General features: G+C 70.8%; 15 protein-coding genes and 4 tRNA genes. 10 read left to right on the forward strand and 9 right to left on the reverse strand.

Translation table 11 applies throughout. The features are described 5' to 3' along the window. The 3 genes from JWR33_RS09680 to JWR33_RS09690 form a co-directional block, all read left to right on the forward strand. The coding region (locus JWR33_RS09680) for an aconitate hydratase (RefSeq protein WP_297411484.1) at positions 1-2424 on the forward strand (2424 nt) is incomplete at its 5' end. A 207-nt stretch (positions 2425-2631) separates the two neighbouring features. Then, a complete protein-coding gene (gene dxs, locus JWR33_RS09685) occupies positions 2632-4602 on the forward strand; it encodes a 1-deoxy-D-xylulose-5-phosphate synthase (RefSeq protein ID WP_297411486.1) in 1971 nt (656 codons plus the stop codon). A 27-nt stretch (positions 4603-4629) separates the two neighbouring features. Then, positions 4630-5616, forward strand: coding sequence for an aldo/keto reductase (locus JWR33_RS09690; RefSeq protein WP_297411488.1), 987 nt, complete (start codon positions 4630-4632; stop codon positions 5614-5616). Between the two features lie 197 nt (positions 5617-5813). Here JWR33_RS09690 and JWR33_RS09695 read toward each other — a convergent pair whose 3' ends face one another. The 5 genes from JWR33_RS09695 to JWR33_RS09715 all read right to left on the reverse strand — a co-directional run bounded on the left by JWR33_RS09695 (position 5814) and on the right by JWR33_RS09715 (position 11783). Continuing rightward, a complete protein-coding gene (locus JWR33_RS09695) occupies positions 5814-6347 on the reverse strand; it encodes a dihydrofolate reductase family protein (RefSeq protein WP_297411490.1) in 534 nt (177 codons plus the stop codon). Between the two features lie 72 nt (positions 6348-6419). Then, positions 6420-8567 (reverse strand): 3-hydroxyacyl-CoA dehydrogenase NAD-binding domain-containing protein, encoded by a 2148-nt coding sequence (locus JWR33_RS09700; protein WP_297411492.1) that lies wholly within the window; start codon positions 8565-8567, stop codon positions 6420-6422. Further along, positions 8564-9823, reverse strand: coding sequence for a thiolase family protein (locus tag JWR33_RS09705; RefSeq protein WP_297411494.1), 1260 nt, complete (start codon positions 9821-9823; stop codon positions 8564-8566). The genes JWR33_RS09700 and JWR33_RS09705 overlap by 4 nt, the downstream gene beginning before the upstream one ends. Before the next feature lie 90 nt (positions 9824-9913). Further along, positions 9914-11110: a ribonuclease D gene (locus tag JWR33_RS09710; RefSeq protein WP_297411512.1), complete on the reverse strand. Its 1197-nt coding sequence runs from the start codon at positions 11108-11110 to the stop codon at positions 9914-9916. 79 nt (positions 11111-11189) lie between these two features. Continuing rightward, positions 11190-11783, reverse strand: coding sequence for a DUF3000 domain-containing protein (locus JWR33_RS09715; RefSeq protein ID WP_297411496.1), 594 nt, complete (start codon positions 11781-11783; stop codon positions 11190-11192). Positions 11784-11910: 127 nt separating this feature from the next. Here JWR33_RS09715 and JWR33_RS09720 point away from each other — a divergent pair, with 127 nt between their 5' ends. Continuing rightward, entirely contained in the window at positions 11911-13092 is a 1182-nt protein-coding gene (locus JWR33_RS09720; protein ID WP_297411498.1) for an alpha/beta fold hydrolase, read from the forward strand. Here the strand turns inward: JWR33_RS09720 and JWR33_RS09725 are convergent. The 3 genes from JWR33_RS09725 to JWR33_RS09735 are packed head-to-tail and all read right to left on the reverse strand — an operon-like array spanning position 13062 to position 15130. Further along, on the reverse strand, positions 13062-13772 hold the full coding sequence (locus tag JWR33_RS09725; protein WP_297411500.1) for a dihydrofolate reductase family protein: 711 nt from the start codon (positions 13770-13772) through the stop codon (positions 13062-13064). The two genes, JWR33_RS09720 and JWR33_RS09725, sit on opposite strands and share 31 nt — an antisense overlap. Beyond that, positions 13769-14212 carry a SufE family protein gene (locus JWR33_RS09730; RefSeq protein WP_297411502.1) on the reverse strand — a complete coding sequence of 148 codons (444 nt, stop codon included), beginning with the start codon at positions 14210-14212 and terminating at the stop codon, positions 13769-13771. Before JWR33_RS09730 ends, JWR33_RS09725 begins: the two co-directional genes overlap by 4 nt. A gap of 24 nt (positions 14213-14236) precedes the next feature. Further along, the gene (locus JWR33_RS09735) at positions 14237-15130 is read right to left on the reverse strand and encodes a sulfurtransferase (RefSeq protein ID WP_297411504.1); all 894 of its coding nucleotides are present in this window, start codon (positions 15128-15130) and stop codon (positions 14237-14239) included. A 149-nt stretch (positions 15131-15279) separates the two neighbouring features. Here JWR33_RS09735 and zapE point away from each other — a divergent pair, with 149 nt between their 5' ends. From zapE to JWR33_RS09750, 3 genes are all read left to right on the forward strand, one after another. Further along, complete coding sequence (zapE, locus tag JWR33_RS09740; RefSeq protein ID WP_297411505.1) at positions 15280-16299, forward strand: cell division protein ZapE; 1020 nt, start codon at positions 15280-15282, stop codon at positions 16297-16299. Positions 16300-16512: 213 nt separating this feature from the next. Beyond that, a complete protein-coding gene (locus tag JWR33_RS09745; protein ID WP_297411508.1) occupies positions 16513-17805 on the forward strand; it encodes an ammonium transporter in 1293 nt (430 codons plus the stop codon). Positions 17806-18193: 388 nt separating this feature from the next. Beyond that, positions 18194-18394 carry a hypothetical protein gene (locus tag JWR33_RS09750; protein WP_297411510.1) on the forward strand — a complete coding sequence of 67 codons (201 nt, stop codon included), beginning with the start codon at positions 18194-18196 and terminating at the stop codon, positions 18392-18394. A gap of 170 nt (positions 18395-18564) precedes the next feature. Here JWR33_RS09750 and JWR33_RS09755 read toward each other — a convergent pair. Beyond that, positions 18565-18637: transfer RNA gene (locus JWR33_RS09755), tRNA-Val, on the reverse strand. A gap of 136 nt (positions 18638-18773) precedes the next feature. On the opposite strand from JWR33_RS09755, the gene JWR33_RS09760 reads away from it, so the two are divergent. From JWR33_RS09760 to JWR33_RS09770, 3 genes are all read left to right on the forward strand, one after another. Further along, positions 18774-18845, forward strand: a tRNA-Gly gene (locus JWR33_RS09760). Between the two features lie 38 nt (positions 18846-18883). After that, positions 18884-18954 (forward strand) — tRNA-Cys (locus JWR33_RS09765). Positions 18955-18994: 40 nt separating this feature from the next. After that, positions 18995-19069, forward strand: a tRNA-Val gene (locus JWR33_RS09770). Positions 19070-19169 lie beyond the last annotated feature (100 nt).

The raw sequence follows: 19169 nt of genomic DNA on the forward strand, positions 1-19169 counted from the left end.
ATCGAGTACGAGCGCAACGGCGAGCGCTACCAGTTCCTCCGCTGGGGGCAGACCGCGTTCGACGACTTCAAGGTCGTGCCGCCCGGCACCGGCATCGTGCACCAGGTGAACATCGAGTACCTCGCGCGGGTCGTCTACACGCGGCAGGTCAGCGGCGTCCTGCAGGCCTATCCGGACACGCTCGTGGGCACCGACTCGCACACCACGATGGTGAACGGCCTCGGCGTGCTCGGCTGGGGCGTCGGCGGCATCGAGGCGGAGGCGGCGATGCTCGGCCAGCCGGTGTCGATGCTCATCCCCAAGGTGGTCGGGTTCAAGCTCAGCGGCGCCATCCCGGCCGGTGTCACGGCCACCGACGTCGTGCTCACCATCACCCAGATGCTCCGGGGGCACGGCGTGGTCGGCAAGTTCGTGGAGTTCTACGGCGCCGGCGTCGCAGCGGTCCCGCTCGCCAACCGGGCGACCATCGGCAACATGAGCCCGGAGTTCGGCTCGACCGCAGCGATCTTCCCGATCGACGACGTCACCCTCGACTACCTCCGCTTCACGGGCCGCCCGGATGAGCAGGTGCAGCTCGTCGAGGCGTACGCCAAGGAGCAGGGCCTCTGGCACGACGCGTCGATCGAGCCGAAGTTCAGCGAGTACCTGGAGCTCGATCTCAGCACCGTCGTGCCCTCGATCGCCGGGCCGCGTCGCCCTCAGGACCGCATCGAGCTGAGCGAGGCCAAGGAGCAGTTCGAGGACGACCTCGCGGACTACGCGAGGACCGAGCACACGATGGTGGACGCCGCCGTCGAGGGCACCTTCCCGGCGTCCGACCCGACCGGGCTGACCGATCAGGACTCGGGCAAGGACGACACCCCCGCGCCCCGCGAGATCAGCCATCACCACCAGTTCCAGGCGGCGCAGTCCAGCCCGGCGCCGGCGACCGCGTCGAGGCCCACCCGGGTGAGGAACGCTGCCGGCGAGGAGTTCACGCTCGACCACGGCGCCGTCGCCATCGCCGCCATCACCTCGTGCACCAACACGTCGAACCCCTCGGTCATGCTCGCGGCCGGCCTGCTGGCCAAGAAGGCGAGCGAGAAGGGCCTCAAGTCGAAGCCGTGGGTCAAGACCACGCTGGCGCCCGGATCCAAGGTGGTCACCGACTACTACAACAAGGCGGGCCTGATGGCCCCGCTCGAGGATCTCGGCTTCTACCTCGTCGGCTACGGCTGCACCACCTGCATCGGCAACAGCGGGCCGCTCGACGAGGAGATCTCGCAGGCGGTCCAGCAGAACGACCTGGCCGTCACCGCGGTGCTCTCCGGCAACCGCAACTTCGAGGGCCGGATCAACCCCGACGTCAAGATGAACTACCTCGCGAGCCCGCCGCTCGTCGTCGCCTACGCGCTGGCCGGGTCGATGCACTTCGACTTCGAGAAGGACGCCCTCGGCGACGACCGCGAGGGCAACCCCGTGTACCTGAGGGACATCTGGCCCGACGCCGCCGAGGTGCAGGCCACGATCGACTCCTCGATCGACACGAGCATGTTCGACACCCAGTACTCCGCCGTCTTCGAGGGAGACGAGCGCTGGCGCTCGCTGCCCACGCCGACCGGCGCGACGTTCGAGTGGGACGAGGCCTCCACCTACGTTCGCAAGCCCCCCTACTTCGACGGGATGTCGCTCGAGACCACCCCGGTCACCGACATCTCCGGAGCCCGGGTGCTCGCGAAGCTCGGCGACTCGGTGACGACCGACCACATCAGCCCCGCCGGCTCCATCAAGGCGGACAGCCCGGCCGGCCGCTACCTGACCGAGCACGGGGTCGATCGCAAGGACTTCAACTCCTACGGCTCCCGCCGCGGCAACCACGAGGTGATGATCCGCGGCACCTTCGCGAACATCCGGCTGAAGAACCAGCTGCTCGACGGGGTGGAGGGCGGCTACACGCGCGACTTCACCCAGGAGGGCGCCCCCCAGTCGTTCATCTACGACGCCGCACAGAACTACGCGGCCGAAGGCACCCCGCTCGTCATCCTCGGCGGCAAGGAGTACGGGTCCGGCTCGTCCCGCGACTGGGCGGCCAAGGGCACCTCGCTGCTCGGCGTCCGCGCGGTCCTCACCGAGAGCTTCGAGCGCATCCATCGCTCCAACCTCATCGGCATGGGCGTGCTCCCGCTGCAGTTCCCGGCGGGGGAGACGTGGGCGAGCCTCGGCCTCGACGGCAGCGAGATCATCTCCATCTCCGGGATCGATCAGCTCAACGAGGGCGGCACGCCACGCACCGTGCACGTGGTTGCCGAGCCGAGCCCGCAGAGCCCCGAGGGCAAGCAGACGATCGAGTTCGACGCGGTCGTCCGCATCGACACCCCCGGTGAGGCGGACTACTACCGCAACGGCGGCATCCTCCAGTACGTGCTGAGGTCGCTCGTCGCCTGAGGCGGGAAGGGGAGGCCGCGGACGACGCGGCCTCCGAACGGCCTGCAGACCTCGAACCGGGCGCCGCGTCGGCCGCGCAGCCGGCTGATCCGCGCGGCATCCGTGCCTTTCCCTCGTCGGGGCCACGGGCTGGGCGGCGCGAATACGACCGGGTCGGCCGGTCTGGAGAGGACCGGCCTCCCAGCCTCCGGATCATAGACTCGACCGGTGGCCATCCTCGAGACGATCCGCGGACCGCGTGATCTGGACGCGCTGAGCAAGGACGATCTCGTCCGGCTCGCCGCGGAGATCCGCGCGTTCCTGATCGCGAACGTCTCGAAGACCGGCGGTCACCTGGGGCCCAACCTCGGGGTGGTCGAGCTGACGGTCGCGCTGCACCGGGTGTTCGAGTCGCCGAAGGACGCGATCGTCTTCGACACCGGACACCAGACCTACGTGCACAAGCTGCTGACGGGGCGCCAGGACTTCCGCACGCTGCGGCAGTTCGGCGGCCTCGCCGGCTATCCGCAGCGCGCCGAGTCGGAGCACGACATCGTCGAGAGCTCCCACGCGTCGAGCTCGCTGTCCTGGGCGGACGGGATCTCCCGCGCCTTCTCGGTGACCGGGCAGTCCGACCGGCACGTCGTGGCCGTGGTGGGCGACGGCGCCCTCACCGGCGGCATGACCTGGGAGGCCCTCAACAACATCAGCGACGACAACAACCGCCGCCTGGTGATCGTCGTCAACGACAACGGCCGCTCCTACGCACCCACCATCGGCGGACTCGCCCGCTACCTCAACGACGTGCGCACCCGCCGCGCCTACCGCGACCTCTACGTCCGCTCCCGCAGCTTCTTCGACAAGCTGGGCCGGCCCGGCCGGGCCCTCTACCGGGGCAGCCGGGGAGCCCTGCACGGCTTCCTCAGCCGAGTGACGGGCAACGAGGCGCTCTACTCGAACCTGGACATCAAGTACATCGGACCGGTGCACGGCCATGATCTGGGTGCGCTGGAGGAGGCGTTCCGGCAGGCCAAGAAGTACGAGCTGCCGGTGATCGTGCACGTCATCACCCAGAAGGGCCGCGGCTACCAGCCCGCCCTGCAGGACGTCGCCGACCAGTTCCACGCCGTCGGCCAGATCGACCCGGAGACCGGGGAGTCGCTCGAGACGGCCAGCTCCGGCCCGAGCTGGACGAGCGTCTTCGCCGACCAGCTCGTCGACCTCGCCGAGGAGGATCCGAGGATCGTCGGGATCACCGCGGCGATGCTCCGGCCCACCGGGCTGCACAAGCTCGCGGAGCGGTTCCCCGGCCGCGTCATCGACGTGGGCATCGCGGAGCAGCACGCCGTGACGAGCGCGGCCGGCCTCGCCTTCGGCGGGCTGCACCCGGTCGTCGCGCTCTACGCGACGTTCGTCAATCGCGCCTTCGATCAGGTGCTGATGGATGTGGCCCTGCACCGGGCCGGCGTCACCCTCGTGCTCGACCGCGCCGGCGTGACCGGGCCCGACGGGGCCAGCCATCACGGCATGTGGGATCTGGCGATCCTCCAGGTCGTGCCGGGCATCCGGCTCGCCGCGCCCCGCGATGCTCCCCGGCTGCGCGAGGAGCTCGCCGAGGCGGTGCGGGTGGACGACGGTCCCACCGTGCTCCGCTTCCCCAAGGGTGCCGTCGGAGCCGAGATCGACGCGGTGCGCCGCACGGCGGACGGCGTGGACGTCCTCCAGGAGAGCGCCCAGCCGGACGTGCTGCTCGTCGCGGTCGGCCCGCTCGCGGGCCTCGCCCTCGACGTCGCGAGCCGCCTCGAGGCGCAGGGCATCGGCGCGACCGTCGTCGACCCGCGCTGGGTCGTTCCCGTTCCCGCCAGCATCATCGACCTCGCCCGCGAGCACCGCATCGTGGTCACGCTCGAGGACGGCATCAAGGTGGGCGGCATCGGCACCCGGGTGCGGCAGGACCTGCGCGCGGCGGGGGTCGACACCGCGCTCACCGAGCTGGGGCTGCCCGACGAGTTCCTTCCGCATGGCTCGCGCGGCGAGATCCTGGCAGAGGCCGGGCTCACCGCCCAGGTGATCGCCCGGGACCTGGTCGCCCAGGTGCTCGGCACGAAGATCCCGATCGCCCGGCCCCTTCCCGAGACCGAGGAGGGCCGCCGCGAGTACGACGGCGAGACCGCGGGCGACGGGCAGCGGGACCGCTAGGCAACATCGACGAAGGGCAGTGCGGACATGACGCTGGCAACAACGATCCTCGGCACGGTGGGCGGCGGTCTCGAAGTCGGACGACTCGGACTCGGCTGCATGGGCATGTCGGCGTTCTACACGGGGCGGGGAGCCGACGACGACGAGGCGGTCCGCACCATCCGCCGCGCGATCGATCTCGGTGTCACGCTGTTCGACACCGCGGAGATGTACGGGCCGCACGCGAACGAGGAGCTGCTGGGACGCGCCATCGCCGGGCGACGGGACGAGGTGACGATCGCCACCAAGTTCGGCGTCTATCCGGCGGCCGACGGGGAGCGCTCCACCGACGGCAGCCCCGCCCGGGTGCGTGCGGCACTCGAGGGATCGCTGCAGCGGCTCGGCACGGACCACGTCGACCTCTACTACCAGCACCGGATGGACCCCGGCACCCCGATCGAGGACACCATGGGCGCCCTCGCGGAGCTGGTCGCCGCGGGGAAGATCCTGCACATCGGCCTCTCCGAGGCGGGCACCGCGACCATCCGGCGCGCTCACGCCGTGCACCCGGTGACGGCACTGCAATCCGAGTACTCGCTGTGGACCCGCGATCCGGAGGTCGAGGTGCTGCCCGTCCTCCGCGAGCTGGGCATCGGGCTGGTTCCGTACTCGCCGCTCGGCCGCGGCTTCCTCACTGGCGCCATCCGCTCCGTCGAGGCTCTCGACCCGAGCGATTTCCGGCGCAGCAATCCGCGCTTCGCCGGCGAGAACCTCGAGCACAACATCCGCATCGTGGAGCACGTCGACCGTGTGGCCGCCGAGGTGGGTGCGACGCCCGCGCAAGTGTCTCTCGCCTGGCTCCTGGCGCAGGGCGACGACGTCGTGCCGATCCCCGGCACCAAGCGGGTGGACCGCCTCGAGGAGAACGTCGCGGCGGTGGACGTCCTGCTGACGCCGGAGCAGCTCGCCGACCTCGGGTCCATCCAGGCGCCCGCAGGCGACCGCTATGCGGACATGACGCCGATCGGGAGGTAGCCGCGCGAGGGCGGGGCGTTCGCATTCTCAGCATCCTCTGAACGCGGCGAACCGTTCCGATCGTGGACGCAGCTGCCGAGACCGAGGGCCTCACCACGCGGTTCGGGTGGTCGCCCTGGCCGGCCTCGACTTCCGGTTCTTCGAGGAACGGCTGCCGGGGCTCCTCGACGAGCGGCAGCGGGAGCGCGCCGCGGTCGTCAGCCTGCGGCGTGCAGGGAGAAGACGAGTTCGATCGCGCCCGATTCGAACGGTGTGCGCCGCAGCAGCGCGAGCGGCCGGGTCGGCCGGCTGAGGGGGAGCAGGGGCGTTCCTGCACCCAGCACGACGGGGATGAGGGTCAGGTGCAGTTCGTCCAGCAGCTCGAGGTCCGCGATCTGGGCGGCCACCCGGCCGCCGCCGATCACCCACACGTCCGCGTCTCCCGCAGTGTCCCGCGCGTCCTGCACCGCGGCGATCGGGTCGGCGGAGAGGCGCAGGTCCGCGCCGGGCAGGGCGTCCAGGTGCCGGGAGGTGACCACCCAGCTCGGCGTCTCGGCGTAGGGCCAGCTGCCGCCGCGGAGCACGTGCTCATAGGTTGTCGCGCCCATCACGATGGCGCCGACGCCCGAGAGGAACGCCGTGTAGTGCTCCCGGAACTCGTCGAAGCCGAAGGACGTGAGCCAGCCGATGCCGCCGTCCGCATCGGCGATGAAGCCGTCGAGGGAGGCGGCGACGTAGTACTGGACAGCCATGCGGCTCAACCTACCCGCAGGGCCCCAGGCTGTCGCGGGGCTTGATCCGCCACTGCGCCCATTCCACTGCGCCTATTCCACGCCGCGCAGGACCGGGGTGTGGAAGGTGCCGCCGAAGACCCGCTCGCTGGCCCCGCACCGGTCCAGGTATGGGGTGAGGCCGCCCATCTGGAACGGGTAGCCGGCGCCGAGGATCAGGCAGAGGTCGATGTCCTCCGCCGCCGCGACCACCTGGTCCTCCAGCATGCGGTGCACCTCGTCGGCCAGGCCGTCCTCGATGCGGCGCTGCAGTTCGGCGGCCGCCATGGGAGTGCCCTTGCCGGAATGCTGCTGGGCGACGATGCGCTGGGCCCGCTTGTCGACGCCCTTCGCGTTGCCCTTGCCGTCCTTCTCGTAGATGTGGCCGAGGTCCGCGAGGCGGTGCAGGCTCTCGCTGCGGAAGAAGCGATCGGGGAAGGCCGCCGCGTGAGTGTCGAGCACGTGCGCCCCCACCTTGAGTCCCACCAGCTCCAGCAGCACGAACGGCGTCATGGGCAGGCCGAACGGGCGGACCGCCTCGTCGACCGTCTCGAAGGGGGTGCCGGTGTCGACCGCGTGCATCGCCTCGCCGAGGACCTTGGCGAGGATCCGGTTGACCACGAACCCGGGGGTGTCCCGCGTGATGACGGCGTTCTTCTTGAGCTTCGCCGCGGTCGCCATGGCTGTCGCGAGGGCAGCCTCGTCGGTGGCCGGCGAACGCACGACCTCGACGAGCGGCATGACGGCCACCGGGTTGAAGAAGTGGAAGCCGACCACCCGCTCCGGGTGCTGGAGCTTCTCGCCGATCCGCTCCACCGACAGGGAGGAGGTGTTGGTGGCGAGGATCGCCTCGGGCGAGACGTACTGCTCGATGTCGGCGAAGACCTCCTGCTTCACGCCGAGCTCCTCGTAGACGGCCTCGATCACCCAGTCGCAGCCCGCGAAGTCCGTGCGATCGGTGGTGCCGGTGAGGAGCGCGGAGAGGCGGTTCGCCTCATCGCCGTCGATCCTGCCCTTGTCGGCGAGCTTCGTGATCTCGGCTCGGATGTAGGCGAGCCCCTTGTCGACGCGAGCCTGGTCGAGGTCGGTGATCACGACGGGGACCTGGAGGCGGCGGAGGAAGAGCAGCGCGAACTGGCTGGCCATGAGTCCTGCCCCGAGCACGCCGACCCGGGTGACGGGACGCGCGAGGGACTTCTCGGGTGCGCCGGCCGGGCGCTTCGCGCGCTTCTGCACGAGGTTGAACGCGTAGATGCTGGCCTGGAACTGGTCGCCGGCGATGAGCTCGGCGAGGGCCTCGTCCTCGGCGGCGAAGCCCTGCTCCTTGGTGGTGTTCTTCGCCGCCTTCAGCAGGTCGAGTGCGGCGTACGGCGACTTCGGCACGGTGCCGATCCTGCTCTCCAGGCTCTTGCGGGCGATGCCGATCGCGACGTCCCACGTGGCGAGCCGCTCGAGCTTGCCGGGCTGGTGCGGGCGCCTGACCCGAATCGCGCCGCTCAGCACCCCGTCCGCCCAGCGGAGGGACTCCTCGAGGAAGGTGGCGGAGGGGAGGATCGCGTCGGCGATGCCCATCTCGAACGCCTGCGGGGCGGTCAGCATCCGGTTCTGCTTGAGCGGGTTCTCGATCACGACCTTGAGTGCGTTCTCGATGCCGATCAGGTTGGGCAGGAGGTAGGCGCCGCCCCAGCCCGGGATGAGGCCGAGGAAGACCTCGGGAAGGGCGAAGGCCGCGGTCGCGGCGTCGATGGTGCGGTAGTCGGCGTTGAGGCCGATCTCCACGCCGCCGCCGAGTGCGAGGCCGTTGATGAAGACGAAGGACGGGACGCCGAGCTGCGCCTGCTTGCCGAGCACATGGTGGCCCAGCTGGGCGAGCTTGCGGGCGACGTCCTTCGAGGGGATCTCGCTGACCTTGCTGAGGTCCGCTCCGGCGGCCAGGATGAACGGCTTTCCGGTGAGGCCCACTGCGGCGATCTCGCCGGCCGACGCGCGCACGGTCAGCTCGTCGAAGACGCGGCTGAGCTCGAGCAGGGTGGCGGGGCCGAGCGTGTTCGGCCGGGTGTGGTCGCGGCCGTTGTCCAGCGTGATGAGCGCGAGCACCCTGCCGCTGCGCAGGCGCACGTCCCGCACATAGGCGTGGGTGACCACCTCGTCCGCGGAGAGCACCTCCAGATCGGAGAAGTCGATGGTCGTGTAGTCGGTCACTTGGCTGCCTTCCGGCTCTTGGCGAGCTCCTTGGCTTCCCGGCCGAGCTGTCCGCTCTGCCACTTCCTGCCGTTCCAGTTCGGGTTCTCCCAGATCACGCTGCCGCCCTGACCGAGCCCGATGCAGAGCGCGGTGAGTCCGTACCGGACCTCGGGGTGGTCCTCGAAATGGCGGGCGAGCTGCAGCATCAGCCGCACGCCCGATGCGGCGAGCGGGTGGCCGACGGCGATCGCGCCGCCCCAGCGGTTCACCCTCGGGTCTTCGTCGTCGATGCCGAAGTGATCCATCAGCGAGAGCACCTGCACGGCGAACGCCTCGTTGAACTCCATCAGGCCGATGTCGCCGATGCTGAGGCCTGCCTTCTTCAGGGCCTTCTCGGTGGAGGGGATGGGTCCGATTCCCATGATCTCGGGCGGCACGCCCGCGTAGGCGAAGCTCACGAGCTTCATGCGGGGCGTCAGCCCGAGCTCCTTCGCGGCCTTCTTGCTCGCGAGCAGGGCGACGGTCGCGCCGTCGGTCAGAGGGGAGGCGTTGCCCGCCGTCACCCGCCCGTGGGGGCGGAACGGGGTCTTGAGGGTGGCGAGCCCCTCCATCGTGGTCTGCGGGCGCATGCCCTCGTCCTCGGTAGCGAGCCCCCAGCCCTGCTCGCTGCGCACGGCGACCGGCACCAGGTCCTGCTGGATCTTGCCGGCCGCGTAGGCCGCCGCGAGCTTCTGCTGGCTGCGCATGGCGTAGTGGTCGGAGCGCTCCTTGGTGAGCCCGGGAAAGCGGTCGTGGATGCGCTCGGCCGTCTTGCCCATGTTGAGCGCGTCTTCGCTGACGAGCTTCTCGGCCACGAAGCGGGGGTTCGGGTCGGCATTGAACCCCATCGGGTGGCGGCCCATGTGCTCCACGCCGCCCGCGATGGCCACGTCGTATGCGCCGATCGCGATGCCGCCGGCGACCGTCGTGACGCTCGTCATGGCGCCCGCGCACATCCGGTCGATGGCATAGCCCGGCACGGTGGAGGGGAGGCCGGCGAGGAGCGCGCTGGTGCGGCCCAGCGTGAGGCCCTGGTCGCCCTGCTGCGTGGTGGCGGCGATGGCGACATCGTCGACCCGGTCCTTCGGCAGCGACGGGTTCCGCTCGAGCAGCTCGATCATCGCCTTGACGATGAGGTCGTCGGCGCGGGTGTTCCAGTAGATGCCCTTTTCGCCCGCTCGCCCGAACGGGGTCCGCACCCCGTCGACGAACACGACTTCTGTTCCCTCAGCCACGATGCCTCCTCGCATTCGGCCGAACCGCGTGGTCCAGGGCCGCATCGATCCTACGGAGCGCCCCGGACGGTCAAAATCCTTTGACCCTTCCTACGAAGCGGTGCTTCCCGCCGCCTCAGGCGATTGGCGGCCCACGACAAAGCTCTCCGCGACCGGTGCGGCGATGGCCTCGACCTGCCAGTCGCGCGCGCCCAGCGAACGGAGCGCCTCGGCGACGCTCCCGGGGTCGGGCGGCTCGGGCGGCGACCAGGCGACGCGACGCAGCACCTCGGGCGTGATCAGGTTCTCGACGGGAAGATCGAGCGACTCCGCGATGCGGGTGACCGCCTGCCGGGCCGCCTTGAGCCGGCGGTCCGCGTCCGGGTTGCGATCGGCCCACGCGCGCGGCGGCGGCATCGACTCGCCGACCGGCTTCAGGCGGGGGAGGTCCTCGGTGGTGAGGCCGCGCTCGATCGCGCTCCACCAGCGGTCCAGCTCGCTGCGGCTGGCGCGGCCGGAGAAGTCGCGCATGGCTGCGAGCTCCCGCCTGCTCCCCGGCAGCGCGCGCGCCGCGGCGACGAGGGAGCCGTCGGGCACCAACCGGCCCGGCGAGACGTCGAGCTCGCGGGCGAGGGCGTCCCGCTCGAGCCACAGCTCCCGCGCCACGGCGAGGCCGCGGAGGCCCTTCACGGTGTGCACTCCGGAGAGGCGGCGCCAGGGCTCCGCACGAACGGCCGTCTCACGCCCGAGGACGGCCTGGAACTCCTGCTCGGCGATCGAGGTCTTGCCGGAGCTCTCGAGGAGTTCGACCATCCGGTCGCGGAGGTCGACGAGAAGCTCGACGTCGAGCGCCGCGTAGGTGAGCCACGAGGCGGGCAGCGGCCTGGTCGACCAGTCGGCGGCGGAATGCTCCTTCGCCAGATGCAGGCCGAGCAGGTCCTCGACCACCCACGCCAGCCCCACCCGGGGGAACCCGAGCAGGCGCGCGGCGAGCTCGGTGTCGAAGATGCGCACCGGGTCCAGCCCGACCTCGCGCAGGCAGGCGAGGTCCTGGCTGGCGGCGTGCAGGATCCATTCCTCGTCGCGGATGAGGGCCTGCAGCTCGGAGAAGTCGCCGATCGCCGGCGGATCGAAGAGGAACGTGCCCGCCCCGCGTCGGTGGATCTGGATGAGATAGGCCCGCTGCGAGTAGCGGAACCCGCTCGCACGCTCCGCGTCGATCGCGAGCGGCCCGGTGCCCGTGGCGAGCAGCGCCACCGCCTCGAGGTATCCCTCGCGGGTGGCGGTCACCGCTACCGGTGCGAGCAGCGCCGCGTTGGGCAGAGGCGGTGCGGCCCCGTCGGGTGCCTCATCGGAGGCGGTGTCGTTCGGGGATCCCGCGGCGGGATCAACCACGTCCGGCTCGTCGTGCAGATAGCATCGTCACTCCCTCGGCCCCTGGCGGCAGTCCGGCCAGCATGCAGACCAACTCGCCCCAGCCTTCCACATGTGCGGAGACGTCGGACTCGAGGGGCGTCCAGGAGGCGCGGAGCTCGATCTTCGCGCCGTCGCCCTGCCGGGCGAGCTCGCCGAAGCCGGTCGAGATGATCTTGGTGGCCGTCCCCGACGCGGCCGTGTACTGCGCGTTGCGTGCGTCGAGCGCATCGGTGAGCCACGACCAGGTGACCTCCGCGAGGAACGGGTCCAGGCCGATCTCCGTCTCGAGCGGCGCCTGGGCGAAGCAGACGATGCGGAACCGTCCGCCCCAGGCGTCCGGCTCCTCGGGGTCGTAGAGCAGCACGAATCGGCCGGTGCCGAGGTCGAGGTCCACGCCGTGCGGCGCCGGATTGACGTCGGCGGCGAGGGCGACCGACCAGGGCGCGAGGCCGGTGGGCGAGGGGATGCTCGAGATCACGACCTCGCTGCGGATCTCGGCTGACTCGATCGATGCCAGCGCGACGGAGAACTCCGCCGGCGGCGTGCTCTCTCTGGACGCGGCCACGGTTTGAGACTAGGCCACCTCGTTGTCTATGATCCTCCGCCGCATCGGTGCGTCGAGGCACCGATCGGTCGGGGTGCGCGCCCCCGCGTTTGATAGCTTGATCGGCGACGATCGGACGGAGAACACGGTGGGACGCAGGTCACGGGCGCTGTTCGGCGGTGCCGTGGCCCTCGGCGGGGTCCTGACGGCAGGGGCGCTCTTCGCCGGCGCCGTCACCACGACCGTCGCCCGCACCGTGGTGATGCCGCCCCGGAAGCGGTCGCAGGACATCCGGGTGGTGTCCGTCGACGAGGCCGAGGCCACGATCGTCCTCCGCGCCACGCCCGATGCGCTGCTGCCCGGCGACTACAGCTTCTGGTTCGAGCAGGGCGCGGGTCACGCGCGGCTCGGCCAGATCGTGGACCGGGGAGTCGGCACCGTCACGCGTCGCATCCTCGCGGTCGACTTCGGCAACCTGGCCACCGCCCGCGCAGGACGCTTCAGCGGCTGGTACTACCTCAGCCCCAAGGAGCTCGGGGTGCCGTTCGAGAGCGTCAAGGTGCGGACCTCCCTGGGCTCGGCGCCGGCCTGGCTGGTTCCGGCCGAGGGGCCGACCACGCGCTGGGTGATCCAGGTGCACGGCAGGGCCACCCTTCGGCAGGAAGGGCTGCGGGCCGTGCCGGTGTTCCGCGAGGCCGGGTACACCAGCCTCCTCATCTCCTACCGCAACGACGGCGAGGCGCCGCCCAGCCCGGATCGCCGCTACGCCCTCGGCGACACCGAGTGGCTCGACGTGGAGGCCGCCATCCTCTTCGCACTCGACAACGGGGCCGTGGATGTCGTGCTGATGGGCTGGTCGATGGGCGGAGCGACCGTGCTGCAGGCCGCCACCCGATCGCGCGTGCGGGACGTCGTCACCGGTGTGGTGCTCGACTCGCCCGTCGTGAACTGGGTCGACACACTGCTCTACCAGGGCGAGGCCATGTCGCTGCCGGCGCCGGTCAAGCGCGGCGTGCTCGCCCTGATCGGGTCCCGGTGGGGCCGGCCGCTCACCGGCCAGGAGCGGCCGATCGACCTCGCCCGACTCGACTTCGTCTCCCGGGCGGCCGAGCTGGAGGTACCGATCCTCGTGCTGCACAGCGACGACGACGGCTTCGTGCCCTCGAACGGCTCACGGGAGCTCGCGGCGGCGCGCCCCGACATCGTCACCTTCACCGGCTTCGAGACGGCGCGGCACACCAAGCTGTGGAACTTCGACCGCGACCGCTGGAACGCGGCCATCAGGGACTGGCTGCAGGATCAGACCGAGGCGAGCGACCAGCGCGCGTAGAGGTAGCCGTCCTCGTCGGCGAGCAGGGAGGCGAGCCGCGCCGAGTGCGTCTCCGCCAGGCGGGGGAAGAGCGGCAGGCCCGGCGCCCGCAGCTTGGGGGCCGTGGTGAGGCACAGCTCGTCGACGAGACCCGCATCGAGGAAGGCGGCCGCGAGCGTCGGACCGCCCTCGCAGACCACTGAGGAGAGTCCGGCCGCGCGCAGGCCGGCGAGGACCTCGACGGGATCCAGCGCATCGGACTGGAGTGGGATCGGCTCGTAGGCGAGGCCCGCCAACTCCTCGGCGGCGCGCGCCAGGGCGGAGGGCGGTCCGAGGATCAGCGGCGGCACGTCCGACTCCGCCAGCCGGTGCCCGCCCAGATGCCCGGAACGGGTGACCACCGCCAGCCGGGAGTGCCGGGGAGAGATGTAGCCCTCCCGCCGCACGGTGCGCGCGCCGACCACGACCACGTCGGCTCCGCGCCGGACGACGCCGAGGATGGTCCGGTCCAGCCGGCTGCTCAGCGACTCCGAAGTGCCGTCCTCGCCGACCGCCGACCCGTTGAGCGACGCGACGAAGTTGAGGCGCACCGTGCCGGGGGATTCGAGCGCGTAGACCTCGCGCAGCCAGTCGCGCAGGCCCGGGTCCTCGGAGTCCCGCGACTCGGCGGCGCCGGGGATCAGCCGGGTGAGGACCGTCATGCGCCCGCGGCGGCGAGCCGCTGGGCGACCTGGCGCTTGGTGCGGGCCAGCATCCCGCTCATCCCGCGCAGGCGCAGCGGGGAGACCGCCTCGGTGAGGCCGAGCATCTGCGGGAAGTCGTCGGGCACCGCGAGCAGATCATCGGGCGAGAGCCCCGAGAGGCCCTGCACCAGGATCGACGCGAAGCCGCGCGTGGTGGGCGACTCGCGCGGTGCGGTCGCATGCAGCCGGACGGTGCCATCCTCCACCTCGGTCGTGAGGAAGACCGGCGACTGGCACTCCACGACCCGCTCCAGCAGGTCCTCGTGGCCCTGCAGGCGTGCGGGGAGCTCCGGCAGCTCGTTCGCGAACTCGAGCAGCAGCAGCAGACGGTCCTTCTGACCGAGCGCGAGGAACTCGTCCCGGATCTCCTCGAGGGCGGGAGGCAGGGCAGCGCTCATGCCCTCAAGTATCCCGCACGCGGGTCAGAGGGAGCCCGGCTCCGAGCCCTTCGCGATCGGCACCCGCACCGCGCTGCCCCACTCGGTCCAGGAGCCGTCGTAGTTGCGCACGTCCGACAGGCCGAGCAGATGGGTGAGCACGAACCAGGTGTGGCTCGACCGCTCGCCGATCCGGCAGTACGCGATCACCGGCTGGTCGGCGCCGAGACCGACCCCGCCGCGGTAGATCGCCTCCAGCTCGTCCTTGGGCTTGAAGGTGCCGTCCTCGGCTGCCGCCCTCGCCCAGGGGATGTTGTGGGCGGTCGGGATGTGGCCGGCGCGGAGTGCGCCCTCCTCGGGATAGGCGGGCGCGGTGGTCCGCTCGCCGGTGTACTCCTCAGGACTCCGGACGTCGATGAGCGGCAGCGTGCCGAGGGTCTCGAGGACGTCCTCCCGGAATGCGCGCACGGTCGAGTCGTCGCGCACGACGACGGGGTACTCGGTGGGGGAGACCTCCGGCTCGTCCGTCGTCATGGGGCGGCCCTCGGCCTCCCACTTCGCGCGGCCGCCGTCGAGCAGGCGCACATCCTCATGGCCGAAGAGGGTGAACACCCACAGCGCGTAGGCGGCCCACCAGTTGCTCTTGTCGCCGTAGATCACGACGGTGCTGTCGCGGGAGATGCCCTTCGCGCCGAGCAGCGCGGCGAACCCGGCGCCGTCGACGAAGTCCCGGGTGACCGGGTCGTTCAGTTCGGTGTGCCAGTCGATCTTCACGGCGCCGGGGATGTGCCCGGTCTCGTAGAGGAGCACGTCCTCGTCGGATTCGACCACGACGAGCCCTGGCTCGCCGAGGTTCTCGGCGAGCCAGTCGGTGCCGACCAGTCGCTCGGGGTGGGCGTACTCGGCGAACTGCGGGGCGGTGTCGGATGCGACGGCCATGGGTCCTCTTTCGAAGCGGTCGCGGACTCTCCGCGGGCTAGGCTGATCAGGCGGGCCTCGAGCGGCCCGGCATCCGAATCTACGCTGACCCGGGCCGCCGCCGCCCCGGACAGCAACAGTTCTTCATCCGCTTCGACTCTGGACGGCCCGTGACCGCTGCCGAGACCACCGAGCACCTCGTCTCCCGCACGCCCCGGGTCTCCGGGACCGAGATGGCCTCCTATCTGGTGCCGCCGCGCCAGTTCGAGGGATCGACGCTCGAGAACTACCGGCCGGACCCCGACCACCCCTCCCAGGGCGAGGCTCTGGAGGCCATGCGCGCCTTCGCCTCCGGCTGGTCGGCGCCGACCGGCGGCGGCTGGTTCCGGAGGGCCAAGCGGCCGCCGGTCGGCAAGCCCGGGGTCTACCTCGACGGCGGCTTCGGCGTGGGCAAGACCCATCTGCTCGCCGCGCTCTGGCACCTCGCTCCCGGGCGCAAGTACTTCGGCACCTTCATCGAGTACACGGCACTCGTGGGCGCCCTCGGCTATCGCGACACCGTCGACCTGCTGAGCGGTGCGACCCTCGTCTCGATCGACGAGTTCGAGCTCGACGATCCGGGCGACACCATGGTCATGACGCGGCTCCTCGGCGAGCTGGTCGCCTCGGGCAGCCGGGTGGCCGCCACGTCGAACACCCCGCCCAACGCCCTCGGCGAGGGACGGTTCGCGGCATCCGACTTCCTCCGCGAGATCCACGCCATGTCCGCGAACTTCGACGTGATCCGCATCGACGGCCTCGACTACCGCCGCCGCGACTCGGTCGGCTCGGCCGGCATCGTCGCGGCGGGCGAGGTGGCGGCGGCGACGGCGGCGGCCGCCGGATCGGACCGGTGGACCGTCGACTCCTTCGCCGACGTGCTCGAGCACCTGGCCAAGGTGCATCCGTCCCGCTACGTGAAGCTGGTCGAGGGGCTCGGCGCGGTCGGCTTCGAGGACGTGCAGCCGTTCGCCTCGCAGACCGACGCCCTCCGCTTCGTGGCCCTCGTGGACCGCCTCTACGACGCTCAGGTGCGGGTGATCGCGAGCGGCACCCCGCTCGATCAGGTCTTCGCCGAGGACATGCTCGCGGGTGGCTATCGGAAGAAGTATCTGCGGGCGATCTCCCGCCTCGTCGCGCTCACCAACTGATCCGGAAGCCGCCGCGGCGACCGCGGCGCCCCGGGAACCAGCGAAACACACTGTTTACATCAGCCGGGTGGGCGTAACACCGCGGTAACCGGCATTCCTCAGGTTGGAAACGTCCGCCCACCAGGATGGGCGCGAACCTGACGCCCGCCTTCTTCCTGCTCTGCGCGGGGGCACGCACAGGGTCCGCTCCTTGCACACTCAGAGAGGTAACACATGGATCAGGGCAACACCGCCTTCGTTCTCCTGTCAGCGGCGCTCGTGCTGCTGATGACCCCGGGACTCGCGTTCTTCTACGGCGGCCTGGTGAAGGCCAAGAGCGTCGTCAGCATGATGATGCTGAGCTTCGGCGCAATCGGACTGATCGGCGTGCTGTGGGTGCTCTACGGCTACGCGATGGCGTTCAGCAACGGCGGCACGGACACCTTCATCGGCATCGACGGCTTCTTCGGCATCGACACCGCCAACATCGGCCTCGCCGGGCTCCTCGAGGCGCCCGAGGGCGCGACGTTCCCGCCGCTGGCCTTCGCGGGCTTCCAGGCCACCTTCGCGATCATCACCGTCGCGCTCATCTCGGGCGCCATCGCCGACCGTGCCAAGTTCGGCGCGTGGATGGTCTTCGCGGGCATCTGGGCCACGCTCGTCTACTTCCCGGTCGCCAACTGGGTGTTCAACTTCACCCTCGGTGAGGGAGGCCTGGTCGACGGCGGCTGGGTCGTCTACGGACTGCAGCAGGTCCTCGGAGTCGGCGTCATCGACTTCGCCGGTGGCACCGCGGTGCACATCAACGCCGGCGCTGCGGCGCTCGCGCTGGCGCTGGTCCTCGGCAAGCGGGTCGGCTTCCAGAAGGGCATCAACAAGCCGCACAACGTGCCCTTCGTGCTCCTCGGCGCCGGTCTGCTGTGGTTCGGCTGGTTCGGCTTCAACGCCGGCTCCGAGGTTGCGGCGGACAACGTCGCGGCCCTCGCCTGGATCAACACGCTCGCCGCCCCCGCCGCCGCCCTGCTCGGCTGGCTCGTGGTCGAGAAGATCAAGGACGGCAAGGCCACCTCGGTCGGCGCCGCCTCGGGCGCCGTCGCCGGCCTCGTCGCGATCACCCCGGCCTGTGCGTCGCTGACGCCGTTCTGGGCGATCGTGCTCGGCATCCTCGCCGGTGTGGTCTGCGCCCTCGCGATCGACCTCAAGTTCAAGCTGGGCTTCGACGACTCCCTCGACGTGGTGGGCATCCACCTCGTCGGCGGTGTGCTCGGCACGCTCTACCTGGGCATCTTCGCGAACACCACCGGGCTCATCTACTCCGGCCAGCTCAACCAGCTGGCCGCGCAGGCGACCGGTGCCTTCTCGGTGCTGATCTACTCCTTCGTGCTCGCCTTCATCATCGGCACGGTCATCGAGAAGACCATGGGCTTCCGGGTGAAGAACGAGGACGAGCTGGCGGGCATCGACACGGTCGTGCACGGCGAGGAGGCCTACCTCCTCGACGAGCCGGTCGCAGCCAGCCGCCTCTGACCTGCTCCCACTGCGCTGGGGCGCCGCTTCCTCGGAGGCGGCGCCCCTTCGCGTGCCAGGAGGGCATGCCGCACAGAGAATGCCCTGGCAAGGGGCAGAATGCCGCCGTCGCGCCCCCGTAGGGTCTGAGCATGCTGACACGACGCGGAGCCGCGCGCGCCCCTCTGCCGCCCAGCGACAACCCGGCACGCCACCAGCTGGACGCGATCCTGACGGACCGGGTGGGCCGCTGCGGCCTCCGCGGCGGCCAGATCCTTCTGGTGCTCCTGCTCGCCCATCGTCCTCGATCAGCCGGAGGGCGACTTCCTGCAGCCCGTGGTGATCGGCAAGCCCGTGGGCTGGGCGATCATCCAGGTCGGGGACGCGCCAGAGCAGACAGGAGACATTGATGGGTGACGAGGAGTTCGAGCGGAAGCGCCGTGAGCAGCTGACGAGCGCTCCGGGCGACAAGCCCGACCGCGAGGGGTCGGACGCCGAGGAGTCGGCCGCGCCCCGCATCGAGGTCACCGAGACGGACGAGGGGATGACCCGCATCGACATCGCCGACACGGCCGCCGTCCGACCGGGCGGGCCGGCCACCCCGGACTGAGCCGCAGGCCGCCGCGGGCCGCAGGCCGCCGCAGGCCGCCGCAGGCCGAGAACCGCATCGCTCCGGCCAAACGGCAACGGCACGCCGTCGCCGTTTGGCCGGACGGTTGCGTCCGTGGGACGGCAGGCAGAGAAAAAGCCCCGGGGGTGCCGGGGCTTTCTGCAGGGGAGTGGGCGATACCAGACTCGAACTGATGACCTCTTCGGTGTGAACGAAGCGCGCTACCAACTGCGCCAATCGCCCGTGCGCCTCAATATTGCCATACGGCGGCGGGGAGGATGCGACACCCGGCCAGGAGGGGGCGGACACGGCGCCGTACGGTTTGGTCTCGTCCCGCCGATCCGTTAGAGTCGTCAGGCGGTCGGGAACGGCCGTGAATGCGGATGTGGCGCAGTGGTAGCGCATCACCTTGCCAAGGTGAGGGTCGCGAGTTCGAATCTCGTCATCCGCTCGAGTGAAGTCTCACGGGACACGTGGGGAACCACACATGGTGGCGTGGCCGAGAGGCTAGGCAGCGGCCTGCAAAGCCGTCCACACGGGTTCGAATCCCGTCGCCACCTCACTCACCGAGAGGGCGGTGCTCCCAAGCGCAGCCTCGACGGGCGATTGGCGCAGCGGTAGCGCGCTTCCCTGACACGGAAGAGGTCACTGGTTCGATCCCAGTATCGCCCACCACACCCCCCCCGGTGCTCGCACGGGTTCCACCTCACCTGCGCACCCGCGGCCCGCCTGCTCCTGTATTGCGTTCGGGCGGCGGTTTCCGCGGTTCACGTCG

The sequence above is a fragment of the Naasia sp. genome (assembly GCF_025465545.1).
Lineage (GTDB): Bacteria > Actinomycetota > Actinomycetes > Actinomycetales > Microbacteriaceae > Naasia.

Coding starts and splice junctions, on each gene's coding strand:
- JWR33_RS09695 (WP_297411490.1), bottom strand. CDS start 6,347: ATGGCTGTCCAGTACTACGTCGCCGCCTCCCTCGACGGCTTCATCGCC.
- JWR33_RS09735 (WP_297411504.1), bottom strand. CDS start 15,130: ATGGCCGTCGCATCCGACACCGCCCCGCAGTTCGCCGAGTACGCCCAC.
- JWR33_RS09750 (WP_297411510.1), top strand. CDS start 18,194: ATGGGTGACGAGGAGTTCGAGCGGAAGCGCCGTGAGCAGCTGACGAGC.
- JWR33_RS09730 (WP_297411502.1), bottom strand. CDS start 14,212: ATGAGCGCTGCCCTGCCTCCCGCCCTCGAGGAGATCCGGGACGAGTTC.
- JWR33_RS09745 (WP_297411508.1), top strand. CDS start 16,513: ATGGATCAGGGCAACACCGCCTTCGTTCTCCTGTCAGCGGCGCTCGTG.
- JWR33_RS09725 (WP_297411500.1), bottom strand. CDS start 13,772: ATGACGGTCCTCACCCGGCTGATCCCCGGCGCCGCCGAGTCGCGGGAC.
- JWR33_RS09690 (WP_297411488.1), top strand. CDS start 4,630: ATGACGCTGGCAACAACGATCCTCGGCACGGTGGGCGGCGGTCTCGAA.